Raw genomic sequence first — 18,244 nt, forward strand, 5'->3', positions numbered from 1 at the left:
TTCCGGTTGGCAGAAGGCTGCCAGGGTGATCCAGGTGCCCCCTGCTGCTGCACACGGTTCAGCGGACTGTTTTCAAAAACGGTAACCGCATAGGGATTCGGCGTCTTCACCGCTGCAGCGTCCCAGCCTACACCGTCTTTGTAGAAATCCGACTGTGTCGATTTTGCTGATGCCCTGAAACTGCCGTTGCCTGACTTTTCGCCATAGGCCAGATATTTTGTCGACTCACGACCAAACCCGTCATACTCAATATGCTGGACGATATCCTTATACGTTGGACTGGCCATTAACTGAACCGTTTGGCTAGGCCTTCCTAGACCATCGAAGTACTGGATACTCTGGTTCTCATCTCCGATCGTACGCTGGGCGTTCAACGTGGCAAGTGTCACACCTGGGCTGCGGAATGTCTTGGTCAGTATATAATTTTGGCCGGCTGTAGGAGTACTCACAAGATTCTGAAAGCCTGTTATACTCATCGTAACAGTTTTGCCCGGCGCGGGGGCAGGAATGTAAAAGCCATTGGTAAGCGTGATGCTCCTGAGGGCCTGGATATTGGTCTGGTTGCTATAGGAACTCAGCGAGGTATCCTGAGGGAGGCGCTGTCCCTGTACTGCAACAAACCCGAATAAGGATGTCAGTGTTAAAAAGTTCTTTTTCATAATCAATTAGGCTTAGTTGGAACGGTAATGGTAATCAAAAGACCTGTTTACATGGTTCAGGTGGTCAAGGACCGCCTGCAGACGCTGCATACCGTCGTAGATATAGGTTTCCTTGATTCCTCGAGCATCCGTCTTACTCGTCATACCTACTAATGGCCTATACGTATAACTTGTCACCATCGCTTTAGCCAGTCTGGAATCACTGCGGAGCTTATCTGATGCATTTTTGATCACGGTCTCCATACTGGACTCGGTCTGACTGCTGTTCAGGTTATCTATCGTTGCTTGGGTAAGCACATCCACAACTTCAGCATAGGTCGAATTCTTGATTTCAATGATTGGATATTGGCCACCGTAACCCCAAAGATAAACTGTATGTAACCCCGATTGCGATTCTAGCTCCCTTGGATTATTATATGCATCATAGGAAATAAATGTCAAAGTTTTCCTATAACGACTATCTATTGAATATGAAGTCGTTGTTCCATTTGGCGGGAGTACTCCCAATGAACGATTACTAAATTTAAAAGATGATAATGTTATCGGAAGCTGATTTTCCAAGAGAAATGTTTGTTCCACCAATCCTTTTCCAACATTTTGATATTTTAAAATTTCACCAGTTAAGATCGTGCGCGAGTTGCCTACCTCTTTGTAGTGCACACTCTCGATGGGATAAGCTGTTAAATGTCCGGCTTTCATGTTATCAATAAACGTCGTACCATTTGCGTAGTCATCAGGATAAGTGACCAAAGTAACTTCTTTAAAACCATCACTTTTTATTGTACTCACTCGGTTTGGTTGAAGATGAGCTGGATTGTCATAGTTATAAATTACAGCACTGACTACAGGATTAGCACCATTTTGATCGAAATTAGTTGTCTCAACAGTATCAACATAACTCCATCTTGTATAAATATAATTTTTTAAAACATCGAACGCATCAAATTCTTCATTACTTGGAGGCGAATTGTGACAAAGGCTAGTGTAGCGTTTCTGCACAGTATACCCCTGAAAAATACTATTATATCGATCATCAAACTTATACGTCATTCGCTTCTGTTGAGTTACAACAAATTTTGAATCCCTATTAATAAATATACGGTTCATTGTATTAAGACCGTTTTTTGCAACTCCGCGATTTGAGAGTGTGGCTCCCAAAATATCATTTCCCATTTTTACCTCGCCAGGAGTATCACTTTCAAGTAGATAATTATGCTCGATACCTCCATTTTCAAAATTCAGACCGAAGCTTTCTGTCACTGTACTGAAATGTATATGGTGCTGGGAATAGGTATAAAGATTGTTCAAAGAATTGGACACCATTTTTTTGTAATTAACAATCTGTCCACAAGCAAGAACAGCGCCACCATCGGTCGCGCAAGGCATCACAATTTGGTAATCCGAAAGATAAATAGGAGCAAAAGTAACCAAACCAGTAGATTTGTTGAGATTATCTAGTGTAGCGTAATAATATTTCTTAGTATTGGCCAGATTACCTACTGAATCATAAGTATTCACCAAATCGAGAATCACCCCACCAGTGGCAACATTACTTATTACTGGCTGTGTACCTCGGACTTTATAATGTAAATTTCCAGATCCTAAACTGTTTTCTCCATAAGAAGTGCATCTTACGATATATTTATGTCCAGATTCAAGCCATACAAGCTCATCATATGGTCCGTTTTCTACATTTAAAAAAAACGTTTTGACAGTATTACCAGTGGTTATATCAATTAAATATATATAGGACTGAGGATGGTGGTCCAATTCATCGGGATTACCTATATAGGTAAAACTTGCTCCCAAGGACGCATATTGAGATTCTATTATAGAAACTGTATCAGAATTAGCTGTTGCAGTCTGACTAAAACCTATTCCGACAGTCGATACAGAGGACGTATGTTCCGAATATTTATATTCTGATATGGAATAAGTAGGCGCTTTATATTCAATCGTATTATATCCTCCCGTTGGAAAGCTTATTTTTTTTAGCATCCCCACTTTTCCATAATTAAAATTTGGTTCCCGATCTGCATTTGCTCCCGAGAAATAAGATTCATATGCTGCTACTGAGGGTTTTGGAATGAGCCCACTATTTGATTTTCCATTAAAATATCCAAAATGATCCTGAGCATAACTTAATCGCGGAGGCAATAAGTCCATGTTGTCATATTCAAATGTATATACCTGTTTTTCATTTGTATTATTTCCTTGTTCTATAACAGAAGTTAAAAATGGCCTAGCTTTAAGTGTTGCATCGTTAACACTGTATTGATTTGAATAAGACATATTTCCATTAGCATAAACGTATTTTAATTTAAAATTACGACTAGGCTTTGACGAGTTTTCCGGCAAATAAATATTGACACTATCGAGCAGAACATCATAACTCAAATCCTGTCTACTGATATACTTAAACTTAATTCGACAATTATTTGAGGAAGATATCTCTGAAAGATAAACTGCATTTGTCGTTAGGATATTTTCACAATTGCTGTTAGGAATATACTCTATAGGCTTATTACCGCAATACACCTGTAATGGGTTTACAAATTTCGTCATTGACTGCGATATACTAACCGGATAAGAATATGGCTGAAGGGCACCATAGGTAAAATTTATGAAATCTCCTTCAGGATGGACTATTTTTGTTAAATACCAAGCGGTGTTTACAGGAGAGCTGTAAACCTTACCACACTCCTCTCCTGTTACCGTATTGGATGACGATTCGGTAGAATTACTTCCCTCGCCAAAATAATAAACAATTCCTTTAGAATCTGTTATCCGAAACTTCCAACCCGAGTTATTAACAGTCAAGTTTGTTTCTATTTTTAGTTCACTTTTTGACAATTGTATTGCTTCAGTACCCGATAGGATAAATTTACCAGAATATCCATTAACATTGAAGGAGAAAAAATCCGGCGAAATATCATATCCATCGGTATTTCCTGAACTCGCTCTCTCGAGATAATTTAATAAGTCTTGGTTTCTGGTAAAATCAGATGGAGGTAACCATTTTGTAGAAGATTCGTCGGGATCATCGTGTACTGTCCGTGTAATAACACCACCGGCATTTAGTATCCAACTGATACCTGTTCTAGAGGCAATTTCATCGACTTTAACACCATTGGAAGAATAAGACAAACTAATAGGTACACTAAGTTTCCTCGACTTAACAGTATAAAATGGAATTTCCTGTTGCAGAGTACCTGTCTGCAAACCAACATTAAAATCTCCATATCTGGTCAAAGCAAAAGAGGTTGGCGAGGGAGGTAGTATATCTGCGATTTTAGTTCCATGTTGTGCCGAAGCTCCTATAAACGGGAGAAGCAAAATGGCTATACAACATATTTTATAAATAAAGCCTCTGTTCATTATTTTTTATTTATCCTTGTTAATTTTTATATTAAACCACTATTTGTAAATGCATTAATTTAAACCAACAGATGGTTTAAATTTCAATATCCATAAAAGAAGATCGAAAATTTATATTAATCAATTTTTAATTGATTCTAGATATCGTAATCTTTCTTCCGTTTTTGAGATCGTATTAGTATTTTGTTCAATGCAATCCTGTAGCTTACTGTTTGATTTTTCTTGAGCGATAATGTGCAGTGTTAGTTCTTCAACTTTTTTAAGCAACAGCAAATTCATTTCGGCAAGGTCCATCCCCTCAGCTTTAATCTGCTTTGCTGAAGGAATTTCTGGCAAGTGTTTATTTGCCTTTATATATTTTTCAATTTCTTCCAAGCTTCTTAAGCTGTATTCCGGTTCAAACACATAATCCGGAACAGAAATATCCGTCTTGACCTTGATCTCCTTCGCCAGAATATTTCCGTTGACCGAAAGATCTGCCTGAGGATTCGCTGTTCCTATTCCAACTTTACCAAAGACATTAAATCTGGACACATAATTTGATATCTGTCTGCTTGCTGTGTAATCGGCAATTTCGGTTAATATATCCGTGTTTTGCGGAACGCCGTTCTTATCATAGGGGATGAATTCCAGACTGACTCCAGAAGACTTTACCCAGCCCACAAACTGAAATCCGTTGGCATGCTGTGCCCCAGAATATGGTACATCCAGAGCTAGATATTTTTTACCGTTATACCGACAGGTTTTCAACTTCCAACTGTAAGCTCCTTCATCATTAGATACCAAATTGGCATAGGTCGCATTATAGGAAGAAGAAGTATTTACATTAGCAACATTTAACCTATTCAGTGCTCCAGTGCCTCCGCGTCTAGCTGCCACTGTGCCTATAAGATAATTATCGGAAAGCAGCGTATTGTCATAGATTTCATGCAGAAGAATCAGTGACTTCGTATAAGTTGCATTTGATGAGGAGTTAATTACCTTGTGCACATAGTCTCCCGATACAGTGGTTACCTGTCCATTCGAGACTTGAATGTAAAATATCAACGCTAAAGAGGTAATGGATTTTAAAATATAGCGGATCATAATTATAGGTTTTTATTTTTTAATTTCCTTGATTAATGCATCGATGATCTCCTGCTGTTTTTTATTGACCTTATCCTGCTCAATGACATACAGGGTCAGTTCCTCAATTTTTTGCAGAAGGTCAATCTGAAGATCGCCGACATTGATGCCTTCCTTTTCCATCTGCCTGGCACTTGGGATGCCGGGAAGATGTCTATTGTCAGTAATAAAGGCTTTTAATGAATCTAGCGCGGGCAGCTGATAGGCTGGATCAAAAACAAAGTCTGCTGTTTTCTGCGTATTGACAAGGATGCTATGTGCCCTTGCTGTACCCACAATATCTAACTTGTATTCTGGACTTTTGGTACCTATACCAATTCGAGCATCACTAAATGTTCGGTATTGTCTTTCCTGCCCCCCTGTACCTGCTACCGGCTCGGAAATAAACAATCCTTCTGTAAGGCTCGTGATCGATGCGGGCTGAATTAATTGTATCTTTACCTTAACATTAATTTCATTTCCCCTATTATTGAGGTGGTAGATCGCTATACGTGCATTGTCCTTATCAAAATCACCTATTGACCAATACGATGATAGAGGCTCAGAGCTTTGAATGATATCACTTTCCTGATTTAGGTATGCACCCGCAGAGCCATTGTAAACAATATCGATCCGTTTGGTCAATACTCCCCTATTTAATTGGTTATTGTAGCCTCCCGTAACCTGGATTTCGATTGTCCCCCACATCCGCACATTAGTGGGAAACTGAAGATATGCAACCTGATTAGCAGCGCCTTCAATAAATTTAACGTTAAATGACTTTTCAAGGAAATGTTGGGCTTCAACATGCAAGAAGGTCAAAAGACCCGATAAGATCAATAGATATCTAAATATCATTGTGAAATGAAATTAAGTTAATAGTATGGTAGTCAACGATTTTTCACAAAACCCCTGCAAAACGGTCTTATAAGAACAAATGTAATTTCTTTGAAGAAAAGTTCAAAATTATTTTTCCATTAAATTAAAAACAACAGCTTATTTCACAACAAAAACCAAAATAACTCCGTTAAAACATCAAACTTAAAAGATCGAAAGATTAATCTCGCAACCTTAGTCCTATCCCCTATTTTACCACCATGCGATTTCGAGACGAATTGACCTCTTTAATTCTCTGCACTATCGTCAAAACCATTAATTGTATTCTGAACGATATTCAAGAAATCGCCTCCTAAGGTTATCGACGGCAAATGAAAAGAAAAAAATAAAAGCCATGAGCGAGACAGTTTTCATGTCTCGCCATGTTCGAGATTCAGATATTCATTGGGCGTATAGCTTATAAAAAAGGTATTGGAGATTTTCATAAAGAAGCATCATTATATCTCCATTAGAATAAAAACTAAACAAAACGAGATAACCATCTCCGTTTCTCTAAGCAAGAAATTCCAGCGTAAATAGGTCAAAACAGGCATCCTTCCGATAACGTACAGAGAAATGACGGGCCAGGAGCCATTCCTTTCTGGTATTTAGCGCATTGGATACACCTATTTCCAATCATTTTTATGTGCTTAGAAAAGCTGCATGACATTACCACCGCTAGACTTTGGCGGATAGGCTGCAGATCCATTTCGTTTTAAAATGAGCGCGTGCTGTAAAAACGGCCGTGGAAGCCAATAGTGCAAACAAAATTTTAATTCTCTTCATACTATTGTTTTATGATTGGTTTAGCTGATATTTTGGTTTGCAGGTCTTTAATTTCCTTTTGTTGTTGGATTACATACATAGTGAGCTCCTCAATCTTCTTTAAAAGAACCTTATTCATTTCACCTAGTTCAATACCTTTTTCTTGAACATCCTGAGCTGAAGGGACCTCGGGAAGGTGTTTTTCTGATTTGACAAATAATTCTACTTCATCTAAGTTTGGCAGTTTATATCCTTCCTCAAAAACGTAATCCGGCCAATCGGTAACTGCCGTAGTCACTTTGATCTCTTCTGCCTGAATTTTTCCTTTGACCGAAAGCTTTTCTTGAGGACTAGAGGTACCAATTCCCACATTACCATTAAATTTAATCCTAAGTTGTTCAGAAAGAGGAAAATCATCTGCAGGTCCCCCTGTAAAAAAAACAAGATCTAGAGATTGAACTAAAGCATTATTTGCAACCCATGTATTAATTCGCTCCGCACGAATTCGAGCTCCTATGTAATCCGGAATAATATTCCTCCAAGCGGCAAAGTCAATGTTGTACCCTCCAGAAGCGCCAAGATAAGGCACATTAATATTTCCCGAATCGCCTGACTTGCCAATCTTAATAGCACTTGTTGTACTATTTGCTGGAGTTGCGATTGTCAATGGGTTCAGTGGCGCTGTAGAGCCGATCCCGACATTTCCGTTGGCAGGAAAAGTATTCGTCTGTCCAAAAGCTGAAAAACTAATCAGAAAAGAGAGTAGGCTAAGATATTTATTCATTATTATTTAATTATTTTTTTGATTCTAATTGATGGATACGCTGCTCCAAGAGTTTTCCGATTCGCTTCATGTCTGCAATTTCTTTACGCTGCTCTTCTAACAAGTTTTTCTGTTCCACTGATTTCAAACTCTGGCTCTTTATTTCTTTATCTTGTTGAATAGCATAAAGCGTCATTTCCTCCACCTTTTTCAGCAAAAGTAAATTCATTTCAGCCAAATCAAGACCATCTTTGTTTATTTCCTTTGCTGAAGGGATTTCAGGCAGATGCTTATTGGTTTTTACATAATCGGCAATATAATCCAGACTATTGAGTTCATAATCCGGTTCAAATACATAATCCGGAACAGTGATATCTGTTTTGACTTTAATTTCTTTGGCCAATATATTCCCATCAACTGCTAGTTTAGCCATAGGCGAATTCGTTCCAATTCCAACGTTGCCTTGACTGTTATATCGAACCATAAGCCCGTCATAAGCTTGTGCACCCTCAGGCTGAATATAAAATAGCTCAGAAATTCCAAGCCGATTTTGTGTGTCGTTTGTATTATAAATCGTAAAACGAATTTTTGAAGGGCAGACAGAGCCTGGAGAAATCCTAGCCATATAGTGCCATGCAGCATTATTACTCACATCGGCGATGGTTCGCCATTGATTCACTCCATCGTTGACATCAAAAACCTCTATTTTAAATTTTGTAGCCATATAATAGCGCGTAGTCAGTCCGATCCAAGCCCCCTCCTGCGCATGATAGAGAGGAATATCTTCGATAAGAATAACATAAGGATTTTGTAGATTTATACTCGCACTTGAGTAAGTTGGAAAAAACTGACCATTAAACAATGTAGGTAAATCAAGAGTGATACTGCCCGACTGTGACACTTTAAAACGTTTATCTGCAAAAAATAGAACATTTTTTTCCAATGATGATGCAGACCGATTAGATGGCGGGACAATTGCTTCCGTTTGTCCAAATACAGACGATTTCATGTAGGTTATGAGCACGAAAAAAAATAAAATCTTTATTTTCATATAAATTAATTAATTAGAAAAATATATTATTTAAAATAAACTTTGATTTGAATTATTAGAGAGAAGATAAGATGCTGAAAATATCTGATGAAAACTGCGCCGTACTCACTTTAACTTTATTCTTTCCTCCTGACGGTCAACTTTCTTATTCAATTCAATCACTTGCAAGGTCAATTCCTCAATTTTCTTCAGCAAGATCTTATTCATCTCACCAAGCGAAACTCCATCAGCTTCTACTTCTGAAGCATTAGGCACCTCGCGCAGATGACCATGTTGTTTGATAAACTGCTCCGTTTCCGTTAGACTCGGCAACTTATAATCGGCTTTAAAAACATAATCGGGCCAATTGCTTGTCTCAACCTTAATTTCATGCGCCCGTATTTTGCCCTTGACAGAAAGCTGTTCTGTTGGATTAATAGTACCAATACCAACATTACCATTAGGGCTATAGTTCACCAATAAATTATCGTAAGCTGTAGTTGCCTCTGGATGAATGAAAAAAAATTCTGATAGCCCCATAAGATTTTCCCCTTGTGATGTTTCATAGACAGTAAACCTAATTTTGCCCACCGAAAGTGATGGCACTCGAACTATATAATATGCGTTAGGATTGTTAGCTACGTCAGCTATTGTTACCCAATTATTATTCCACTGATCGAAAACTTCGAGCTTAAATTTCTTTGGTTCATAATAACGAGAACTCCATCCGATCCATCCGCCTCTCTGCGTATGTCTATCAGGAAGGTCTTCAATTAATAATACGTAAGGGTTAGTTGGACTGATTCCGTTAGAAGTATAAACCGCATCCATATTCCCATCAAACAACAGATTAAGAGGTAACTGACCGCTTCCCGACTGTGTCACCTTAAACCGCCGGTTTGCATAAAATAAAATGTTTTTTTCCAGCGATGCAACCGATCCATTAGAGGGAGAAATTACTTGCTCCTGCTGAGCGGATAGCTCAGTGCACAGCGATAGTCCAATCGCCAATAATATTAGATACTTCAAAACTTAATATATTTTAATCAATAAATTATCTAAATCTCACTTGAAATTAACCAAGTGTAATACTCACGATCTAAATAGACCTTTTTTAACAATAATTCTATTTTTACAATTCCTAGTGCGCTATATTTTCTTTTAATTCTTGTTTGATTTCTGCTATCTCCCTATCCTTTTCCAATAAATATAGAGTGAGCTCTTCAATTTTCTTCAACAGGATCTTGTTCATCTCACCCAAAGATATTCCCTCACTTTCCACACTGTCAGCATTCGGTACTTCCGGTAAATGTCCATTTTCCTGTATAAACAAACGCAAAGAATCTAAACTCCTTAACTCGTAATCTTTCTTGAACACATAATCGGGCCAATTGGCCGTTTCAACTTTAATTTCCTGCGCCCGTATCTTCCCCTTGACAGACAGTTTTTCTGTAGGAACCTCTGTCCCAACACCGACATTACCATCCAAATAAAATAGATGGGTTCCATTGCGCTGCCACTGAAAAGATGAGCCAAAAAATTGAGGAACAACGGCGCCATTACCTGTATCATAAAACTCCACAAACGCTTTTACCGAATATCCATTAGCATGGTTCGTGTATACTTTAACAACATTATCTTCTACAATCAACAAGGGATGATTGGAGGTAGAGCCACCTAAAGCAACAGCTCGAATTTTCCAAGTTGTCGCCGGGGAATCATACCAAACAAGATATTCTGCACCGGTTCTCGTGCCCGTAGGATTAACAGACAATTTCACACGATAAAGGCCACCTATTTTTAATGGCTGGCCGCTAGCATCTGTAAGCTCAACGCGAGTTGTCGTATTGACACTTAAGGACTTGATAAAGGTTGATGTCTGTGCCATTGAATTGGAAATACCAACTAGGAAAAGCAACAGGAAAATAATCTGATAAACTAGAATTTTATTCATACGTTTTTTTTTGATTAGATTGGGTTATAAAGAATTTATTACCAGCACTTTCCAGTAATTAAATCTTATATCTCTTCTCAGTCAAATTTCGGAAGAGCTTAACTTTCCCTTAAAAAGACATAAATCGCTACAGGTTAATAAATTATTAATATATTTATAAATACAAATGTATAAATTCAAAAACACACTTTGATATTATTTTTAAATTAATTATATGAAGCTTAATGGCAATTAAGCTTAAAAATCATCACCTCTATTTAAAAGACGGAACGATCTATTTATTCCCAGCCCCCCTCCTTTAAGTAAAATTTTGTGTAGATTTACAACACTTAACGCATTAATATTACATGAAAAGATTTTTAGCTATATTTCTACTATTTTCCTGCTGCTTTGCCGCCTGTTCCGAATTTATAGAATATCCTTTGGAGAAAGAAAGTGTCGAACTATTGGCGCCGATGGACAGCCTTTGCACACAGGACAGTGTCGTGAGCTTTTATTGGAAAAATCACCAGGACGCAGACAAATATCGGCTTCAAATTGCACGTCCAAACTTTGATTCTATTCAAAAAGTAATAGTAGACACGGTAACCACATTGGATCACCTTAACCTTACAGTAAGTCCAGGAAAATATACCTGGCGCGTGCGACCGGAAAATTCGGGCAGCGTTGGTCTTTTCAAACAACGCCAGATCACCATTTTGCCGAGCTTGAAATAAAGATGAAAAACAAAGCGATGACATATATATTGCTCTCCTTGGTCGTTGGACTTTGGGGCTATATTATATATAAGATTTTTGCAGCCGTTTCTGATGATGATCAGGGCCCTCGGCAGGCACAAAAGAACTTTGTCCAAAATGTGAGCGACCTCAGTTTTTACAATCAAAAGAAAACAACCGCTTTGCTATTAAACTATCCCGATCCCATGTTAAAAAATGTCGTTGCGGATACCGTCCCTTCAGCACCGGTAACGCCCGCCGTAAACAACTATGTCGCGCCACCGGTTCAGTCTTATCAATCCGAGCCGCAAATCAATGTGGGCTATATCGGGTTTATCGAAAATCTAAACGACAAGAAACCTACGGCCATCGTCACCATCATGGACAAACAATATATGATGAATGTCGGCGATGAACAGAATGGGGTTAAATTGATAGCTATTAACCACGGGCAGATTACCATCAAAGCCCACGGTAAAAACAAGACAATATTTAAAAATGACAACTAAAAAAATTCTGTATACGATCTTCTTCTTCATGATTTCTATCATCTGTCAGGCACAGGTTAAAGAACTCGCCATCTTTCGGAGATTCACCATTTCGTCCAATGATGGAAGCAAGACAATATGCTATGCCGACAACATCAAGATCAGCCCTAATAGTGACAAAACCTACGTCTGGTACGAAAGCAATCAGCTGCACCAAACTATGGGTGGCTATTCAGGTAAACTTCTCAATGGACAGTTCACACACTACTTCCCTAACAAGAATCTTTCCGACCAGGGATTATATGTGAAAGGACTCAAACAGGGGGTATGGCGCCACTGGTATGCGAATGGGAATCTCAAAAGTGAATCCCAATGGATGGCGAACATCGAAGAAGGACCTTTTGTACGTTACGATGAGCAGGGCAATTGGATGCAACGCGGATATCTAAAAGAAGGTAAATTGCACGGTAGCATAGAGAACAAAACAAGCGATATCATTAGTTACCAATATTTTGACCTGGGAAAGGAAATTTCCAAAGAAACTTTCCAAAATAACAATATCTTCCGCAAGACTGGAAAGCTGATTGGTGACCAGATCAATAAATGGTTTAAAAAGAAAGAGAATCAGCCCGAACCTGTAACACCCTAATTCCCAAAACTATGCTCAAGGCGGCAGCATTATATCTGGTGTTGGTCATTTCCCTTATCGTGTCGGTACTTTTGGGGAGTTTGATCTATCTTGCTTTCTTTTTTCGGGATCAAGATGCCCGTTTTAACCGCAAAGAACAGCTGAGACAGCAGATTGATGCCGGATATAGTCTGGTAACCTCCAGCAATTTCCCCTACGCACTGGATACCGCACTGACCAATATCACCCAGCAGGGAGATTCGGTCTATCTATCGAGATACGAATGGGGACTTTATGATATTGCCGTCGTCCGCGCACATATGCAACGCGATTCCCTCATGAAGACTGCTTTATTAGGTCCAGTGCCCACAGACTCAACAGTACTCTATATCACGGATGAAGATCGGCCAGTTTCAGTCAGTGGTGAAACGGTTATTAAAGGAACAGCATTCATCCCCAAATCTGGGGTTAGGCCATCTTATGTTGATGGGGAATATTTTAAAGGCAATGAGAAGATCGTTGAAGGAAAGAGTAAAGACAGCGATCGACAAATGCAGGCACTGAATACCAAGCGCCTGACAGCGCTGCAAGCCTTGCTCAAACAAGACAGTCTGAAGGGCGAAATGCTACCTATTGGTACCACAAATAAAAACCCTTTCCATCAGCGCACACTACGTTACTATCTACGTGCAGGCCAGGGACAGATCAGCGATAGTCTGATGGGTAATATTCAATTGCTATCGGACACCACAATTGTCATTCCCGCTACAGCTTTTTTACAGGATATTTTGGTGATCGCGCCATGCATACGGATCGAAAAAGGATTTAAAGGCGCTGTGCAGTTCTTTGCCACCGACTCATTGATACTGGAAGATAATGTTTCCCTCCAGTATCCATCGACCGCAGCAGTAATCGGCGCAGAAGGCAAAAGAACAAGCTTAAGAATAGGCAACAATTGTAACGTTGCCGGAACAGTACTCTTATACGAACCCAAACGCTCCGATATGCCATCGGCGGCAAGCCTCGGAAAAGACTGCAATATTCAGGGGGATCTCATTGTCTATGGGCTTTTAGACTACAGCAAAGGATTAGAAGTAGCAGGCCGCACAGCCTGTTACCGCTTTCTCTACAAAAGCCCTTCATCTATGTACGAGAATTTTTTGGTCAATATTAAATTTGACCGAAGCAAGCTATCCCCCCATTTCCTGAGCTCCTATTTATTGATCGCCGATCAAAAAAAACAGGTCAATAAACCTTTAAAGTGGTATAATCATGGGAGTTAACATTCTTCGGCTCAAAGCCTCCTCCCTGGTGGAAACTCTGGTATCCATGGTGATTATCCTGATCGTCTTCGGCATAGGCATGCTTATTTTTGTCAACCTGACCAAAGCTTCCAGAAGTGAAACACGAAAGAGCACAACTGAGCAGATGATGCTTTGGAGCCGCCAGCTAGAAGCCAATGGGTTTGATGGCGACACCGAGGGGGAAAGCTTGCAGGATAGTATAAAATTGAGCTACCAGCTCCAAGAAGCTGAAGGGTATCCCGACCGCCTGCGCTTGGCCGTTTATGCAATCTCCGAGGAAGGCAAAGTAACAGATAGTCTAGTACGCTATATTGAGAATAAAGCAGGGGAAAGGGATCAGCAATGAGCAAACAAAAATTAAAGGCTTTTACACTCATGGAACTCACCATTGCCATGCTGATTTCGGCCATCAGTATTGGTATGGCCTTTTATATGTTTCAATATTTTCAACAGCTCTTTCTACGGCAGCAAAAGCAACGACAGGAGCGTTTCTCCTACAGCCTCTTCAAACATCTGCTGGAACAGGACATTGGTAGATCAGTTTGGTTAAAAACAAGCGAAAATGGTCTGATCTGCGAAAATGAATCCGGAAATATCAGTTATGAGTTTGCACCTAAATTCATTGTGAGAAATCAAAATACCGTAGAAAAAGATACTTTTCTGATCGAAACTGTCAACTTGGATATGACGCCAAGGATACAGCATCTTCCATCGGAAGAACTGACAGATCATATTAACCTGAATATCCGGTTTGAAAATAAAGAACACGAGTTTGATTACCATAAGATCTATTCGGCTCAGCAACTTTTACAGCTTGAATCGGGGATCACTAATTAATGTATTTCGTTTATGCCTTCAATTGATATCTCAAAATATAAGAAAAAGCCTGAACAGCCTACTTCCCCTAAGAAAAAAGAGGGGGCTGGAGATATTTTGACCTTTCTGAACAAAGACATCAGCTTTGGAAACGGCCAGCTTCCCGACAAGAAAAAAGAAGAGTTCTATGTCGAATTCAGTACCCTGCTCTTATCGGGTGTTGACCTCAAGACTGCATTTGATCTTGTTCTTTTGGATCAGAAAAATAGCAAGGACAACAAATTGTTCCAAGAAATCAAGAGCAATGTCCTTGTGGGCGACAGCCTATCAGATGCCATCCGTAAAAGCGGAAAATTCAGCAATTACGAATTTTTCAGTTTACGTATTGGGGAAGAGACCGGGAAACTTGGCGAGGTCATGAAAGAATTGGCTTCTTTCTACAAAAGTAAGATTGGGCAGCGCCGTAAAATTATTTCGGCACTAACCTATCCCGTCATTGTCTTAAGCACATCGATGGGGGCAGTATTATTTATGCTCAAGTTTGTGGTACCGATGTTTTCCGATATTTTCAAACGTTTCGGCGGTGAGCTGCCGGCTATAACAGCATTTATCCTAAAAGTCTCCCAATTTATGGACCGCACGTTCTGGTGGGCTGTATTAGTCCTTATTGGTCTTATTGCATTTATTCGTTTCAACCAAAAGCAGCTGTGGTGGCGCAAGTGGTCTTCCAGGATTATATTGCGACTTCCACTATTTGGCGATATTATTCGCAAGGTCCATTTGGCGCGTTTCGCTAATACCATGCGTCTATTGGTCAGCACCAACACGCCGCTGTTGCAGTCTATCCAGCTGGTGCAACAAATGACCGATTTTTACCCCATAGCACATTCATTGGAGGGAGCCGAGAAGGAAATTTTACAGGGCGAATCCCTGCATGCTGCACTTTCCAAATACCCTTTTTATCCAGCCAAAACGGTACAATTGATCCGTGTTGGGGAGGAGGTGAACCGGTTGGATTTTTTCTTTGAAAAGATAGCAACCCAGCTGACGGAAGAAGTCGAATACAAGACCTCTACGCTATCCAGTTTGTTGGAACCTTTTATTATTATCTTCTTGGGCTTGGTCGTTGGATTGATCCTCATCGCTATGTACTTGCCGATGTTCCAAATGAGTAATAGTTTTTAACCAAAATAAGTATATTTTATGAATAAGTTTATTTTTTCAATCGTCCTACTCCTTTTAGGATATAGCTACTGTGCCAAAGCGTAAAATGCGAATGACTATTTCCAGACTACAGTTACTTTTCCTGCAGATTTCAAGGTTGGCGATTATATTGAATTCGCTTCAGCCAACCAATCGCAGTAGGTGCGTCAGGTTATTATGAAGTTTCAATAGCTTACACCAGGGGTAACGTAGCGTCTGCGTCCACACATATCGTTTCTTCCACCCACTCCAATCCTTCGAGATGGCTAGGAGCAGGTCGAATAAATAATAACGTATATAGAAGTGGTGGTGTTAATTTCACAATAGATCATAATACCGGTACTAAATCCTTTCGGATAAGAGCCATAAATACGCTCGGGATAATTGCACCATTGCAAGTATCGATAAAAATTCGTTCTATTAACTTTAACACTAGTTACACGAGTTCTACAATATCCGGTATTGAAGCGGAGACTGTAGGTCTTCTTCTAATGACTTTTGATTGGGATTTGATCGTTGGCAACACAATTACTCCGACTCCAGGCATTCTTGCCATCAAAGCCGCCTCGAATGGAAATGTTGGTATCGGTACTCCGAATCCTACAGAAAAACTAGCTGTAAACGGAACAATTCGGGCAAAAGAAATCAAAGTGAAAGCGTCTCCATGGCCAGATTATGTTTTTAACGATGACCACCAATTGATGCCACTGGATTCACTTGCAAGTTTTGTAAAAGAAAACAAGCATCTACCAAATATAGCTCCTGCAAAATCTGTTGAGGAGAATGGTGTCGCGTTGGGGGAGCTGAACCGTCAGTTACTACAGAAAATTGAGGAGATGACTTTGTACTTGATTCAACAAAATAAGGGCATGAAAACGCTCATTCAAGAAATTGAAAGTTTAAGAAAAGAAATTGATGTATTAAAAATGAACCGATAAAACACCTCTTTTAAGTCTAGTTTTTTAATCACAATTAAAGTATATTTTATGAATAAATTTATTTTATTCATTATTCTGATTTTATCAGGATTTGGCTATGCTGTAAAGGCACAAAATGCAAATGATTATTTGGAAACCAATGTCACTTTCCCAGCGAATTATAAGATTGGGGATTTTATTGAATTTGCAGCAGCAAAACCGATCTCGGCCGGTGCATCGGCTTATTATGAAGTATCAATAACCTATACGAGAGGTAATATGGCCGCAGTAGCGACACATATAGTTTCTTCCTCCCATGCCAATAGTCCAAGCTGGCTGGAGGCCGGTCGCGTCAACAATAACGTATATACAACAGGTGCGGTAAATTTCACGATAGACCATAATCCTAACACAAAAGCCTTTCGTGTTAAAGCGATCGAAACTTTTGGTGTTAAAGCGCCTTTAGTTGTATATATCAAAATACGTTCTATCAATTTTAACACTGGTTTCAATACTTATCATTAAATTCATTGATAAAATCTAAATCTTCTTTTTTTTTACTGATTATTAACCAATTGCACTTAACACTTCACTAAAATAACAAGAAGTATTCATTTTCTTTTATCCTTCTAAATTCTTTTCCGTACCGATCTAATAAAATTTTTTCGAGGGCCCCCTCCCATCAGAACACATATTCCCTTTACTAGATCCATTCCTCAACAAGAGCAAGATTCAGACTATACCTAATAAAACAACAGCGCCCAATCTTTATCGGATTGGGTGCTGTTATACATTAGCAATTTACTTTTCTACAATGGTTTGATAAAATATATACCTCCATTAGATAAATTTAGTAAGTGAAGTGCTTTTCGAGATTTCTTGATAACCCTAAAGTTGATAATATTTACTTTTACCTCCTCTGATTTTAAGTCTATTATTATTTTCACAAGATAGTTCGTGTCATTTTTTTTCAAAAACGAGGCATTAAGTCCATTTTCAACCTGATATACTCTTTCAGATAAATCGACATCCCCTGCTAAGCTAGTAACCACAAATATATTGTCATAATTACGGACATCTTTTTTCAATTTATTTATATGATAATTAACTGCTTCCTTAATCGTACTAAACGAAGTTGTCTGTCCATAGCTAAAAGGAAAGATGAACATAAAGCATATAAAACAAGTAACTTGATATTTCATTTTTTTATTTCTTCGGTGTAACAAAGTATTTTTGGGGCATAGTAGCTACAATACCCGTTTTCTGATTATATATGTAGACCGTCCCATTTCCTCTACCAAACACATAATTAGTTTGACTTGATTGATTACTATTAACATCCAATCCTGCTCCATAAGACGGTGCCTGAGCAAATCCTGCAGTACTACTGCTCGATGACATCGAAATGGTATTACCAGAGCTTCCTCCTGTAACTGTAGTGACAGAAGCGCTGGGGTGGCGGCTATGGAATGTAGATCTCGTTTTATTATCTGAAATCAGAGTTATAGAAACTCTTGGAGCCCCACCCCAGACTTTGCTACCGCACCTGGAGGGGATTCCGTCACACCCCCCGGTATTGGAAATAGCTCCACCATATTCTCTGCTATTAGCATCAGTTACCCTACCGGCACCTTTTACATTGT

Annotated in this window: 19 protein-coding genes; 9 read left to right on the top strand and 10 right to left on the bottom strand. The window is 39.2% G+C overall.

Annotation, left to right across the window (positions count from 1 at the left end; all coding sequences use genetic code 11):
• The 8 genes from IQ31_RS25925 to IQ31_RS25960 all read right to left on the bottom strand — a co-directional run.
• Window positions 1-659 (bottom strand): DUF6443 domain-containing protein (locus tag IQ31_RS25925; protein ID WP_244294584.1); only part of this gene is annotated, 659 nt, incomplete at its 3' end.
• 12 nt (window positions 660-671) lie between these two features.
• Window positions 672-4,037: a hypothetical protein gene (locus tag IQ31_RS25930; protein WP_145331135.1), complete on the bottom strand. Its 3,366-nt coding sequence runs from the start codon at window positions 4,035-4,037 to the stop codon at window positions 672-674.
• A 120-nt stretch (window positions 4,038-4,157) separates the two neighbouring features.
• Window positions 4,158-5,123, bottom strand: coding sequence for a hypothetical protein (locus tag IQ31_RS25935; RefSeq protein ID WP_145331137.1), 966 nt, complete (start codon window positions 5,121-5,123; stop codon window positions 4,158-4,160).
• A 12-nt stretch (window positions 5,124-5,135) separates the two neighbouring features.
• On the bottom strand, window positions 5,136-5,999 hold the full coding sequence (locus tag IQ31_RS25940) for a hypothetical protein (RefSeq protein ID WP_145331139.1): 864 nt from the start codon (window positions 5,997-5,999) through the stop codon (window positions 5,136-5,138).
• An 805-nt stretch (window positions 6,000-6,804) separates the two neighbouring features.
• On the bottom strand, window positions 6,805-7,566 hold the full coding sequence (locus IQ31_RS25945; RefSeq protein WP_145331141.1) for a tail fiber protein: 762 nt from the start codon (window positions 7,564-7,566) through the stop codon (window positions 6,805-6,807).
• Between the two features lie 10 nt (window positions 7,567-7,576).
• Window positions 7,577-8,554 carry a hypothetical protein gene (locus IQ31_RS25950; RefSeq protein WP_145331143.1) on the bottom strand — a complete coding sequence of 326 codons (978 nt, stop codon included), beginning with the start codon at window positions 8,552-8,554 and terminating at the stop codon, window positions 7,577-7,579.
• Between the two features lie 147 nt (window positions 8,555-8,701).
• Window positions 8,702-9,604 carry a hypothetical protein gene (locus tag IQ31_RS25955; protein WP_145331145.1) on the bottom strand — a complete coding sequence of 301 codons (903 nt, stop codon included), beginning with the start codon at window positions 9,602-9,604 and terminating at the stop codon, window positions 8,702-8,704.
• A 112-nt stretch (window positions 9,605-9,716) separates the two neighbouring features.
• Window positions 9,717-10,529: a tail fiber protein gene (locus tag IQ31_RS25960; RefSeq protein WP_145331147.1), complete on the bottom strand. Its 813-nt coding sequence runs from the start codon at window positions 10,527-10,529 to the stop codon at window positions 9,717-9,719.
• A 347-nt stretch (window positions 10,530-10,876) separates the two neighbouring features.
• Here IQ31_RS25960 and IQ31_RS25965 point away from each other — a divergent pair, with 347 nt between their 5' ends.
• From IQ31_RS25965 to IQ31_RS26005, 9 genes are all read left to right on the top strand, one after another.
• The gene (locus IQ31_RS25965) at window positions 10,877-11,245 is read left to right on the top strand and encodes a hypothetical protein (protein ID WP_145331149.1); all 369 of its coding nucleotides are present in this window, start codon (window positions 10,877-10,879) and stop codon (window positions 11,243-11,245) included.
• 2 nt (window positions 11,246-11,247) lie between these two features.
• The gene (locus IQ31_RS25970; protein ID WP_145331151.1) at window positions 11,248-11,754 is read left to right on the top strand and encodes a hypothetical protein; all 507 of its coding nucleotides are present in this window, start codon (window positions 11,248-11,250) and stop codon (window positions 11,752-11,754) included.
• Window positions 11,744-12,382, top strand: coding sequence for a toxin-antitoxin system YwqK family antitoxin (locus IQ31_RS25975; protein ID WP_145331153.1), 639 nt, complete (start codon window positions 11,744-11,746; stop codon window positions 12,380-12,382). Before IQ31_RS25970 ends, IQ31_RS25975 begins: the two co-directional genes overlap by 11 nt.
• An 11-nt stretch (window positions 12,383-12,393) precedes the next feature.
• Window positions 12,394-13,644, top strand: a complete 1,251-nt coding sequence (locus IQ31_RS25980; RefSeq protein ID WP_145331155.1) for a hypothetical protein — start codon at window positions 12,394-12,396, stop codon at window positions 13,642-13,644.
• Between the two features lie 28 nt (window positions 13,645-13,672).
• Window positions 13,673-14,011: a hypothetical protein gene (locus tag IQ31_RS25985; RefSeq protein ID WP_145331157.1), complete on the top strand. Its 339-nt coding sequence runs from the start codon at window positions 13,673-13,675 to the stop codon at window positions 14,009-14,011.
• Window positions 14,008-14,502 carry a PulJ/GspJ family protein gene (locus IQ31_RS25990; protein ID WP_145331159.1) on the top strand — a complete coding sequence of 165 codons (495 nt, stop codon included), beginning with the start codon at window positions 14,008-14,010 and terminating at the stop codon, window positions 14,500-14,502. The genes IQ31_RS25985 and IQ31_RS25990 overlap by 4 nt, the downstream gene beginning before the upstream one ends.
• Window positions 14,503-14,514: 12 nt before the next feature.
• On the top strand, window positions 14,515-15,666 hold the full coding sequence (locus IQ31_RS25995) for a type II secretion system F family protein (protein ID WP_145331161.1): 1,152 nt from the start codon (window positions 14,515-14,517) through the stop codon (window positions 15,664-15,666).
• Window positions 15,667-16,175: 509 nt separating this feature from the next.
• Window positions 16,176-16,622: a hypothetical protein gene (locus tag IQ31_RS26000; RefSeq protein WP_145331163.1), complete on the top strand. Its 447-nt coding sequence runs from the start codon at window positions 16,176-16,178 to the stop codon at window positions 16,620-16,622.
• A 48-nt stretch (window positions 16,623-16,670) separates the two neighbouring features.
• Complete coding sequence (locus tag IQ31_RS26005) at window positions 16,671-17,126, top strand: hypothetical protein (RefSeq protein ID WP_145331165.1); 456 nt, start codon at window positions 16,671-16,673, stop codon at window positions 17,124-17,126.
• Between the two features lie 284 nt (window positions 17,127-17,410).
• Here IQ31_RS26005 and IQ31_RS26010 read toward each other — a convergent pair whose 3' ends face one another.
• Both IQ31_RS26010 and IQ31_RS27770 read right to left on the bottom strand, forming a co-directional pair.
• Entirely contained in the window at window positions 17,411-17,803 is a 393-nt protein-coding gene (locus tag IQ31_RS26010) for a hypothetical protein (protein ID WP_145331167.1), read from the bottom strand.
• 4 nt (window positions 17,804-17,807) lie between these two features.
• Window positions 17,808-18,002, bottom strand: a complete 195-nt coding sequence (locus IQ31_RS27770) for a hypothetical protein (protein ID WP_208734390.1) — start codon at window positions 18,000-18,002, stop codon at window positions 17,808-17,810.
• Window positions 18,003-18,244 lie beyond the last annotated feature (242 nt).

The sequence above is a fragment of the Sphingobacterium siyangense genome, assembly GCF_007830445.1.
Classification (GTDB): Bacteria; Bacteroidota; Bacteroidia; order Sphingobacteriales; family Sphingobacteriaceae; genus Sphingobacterium; species Sphingobacterium siyangense.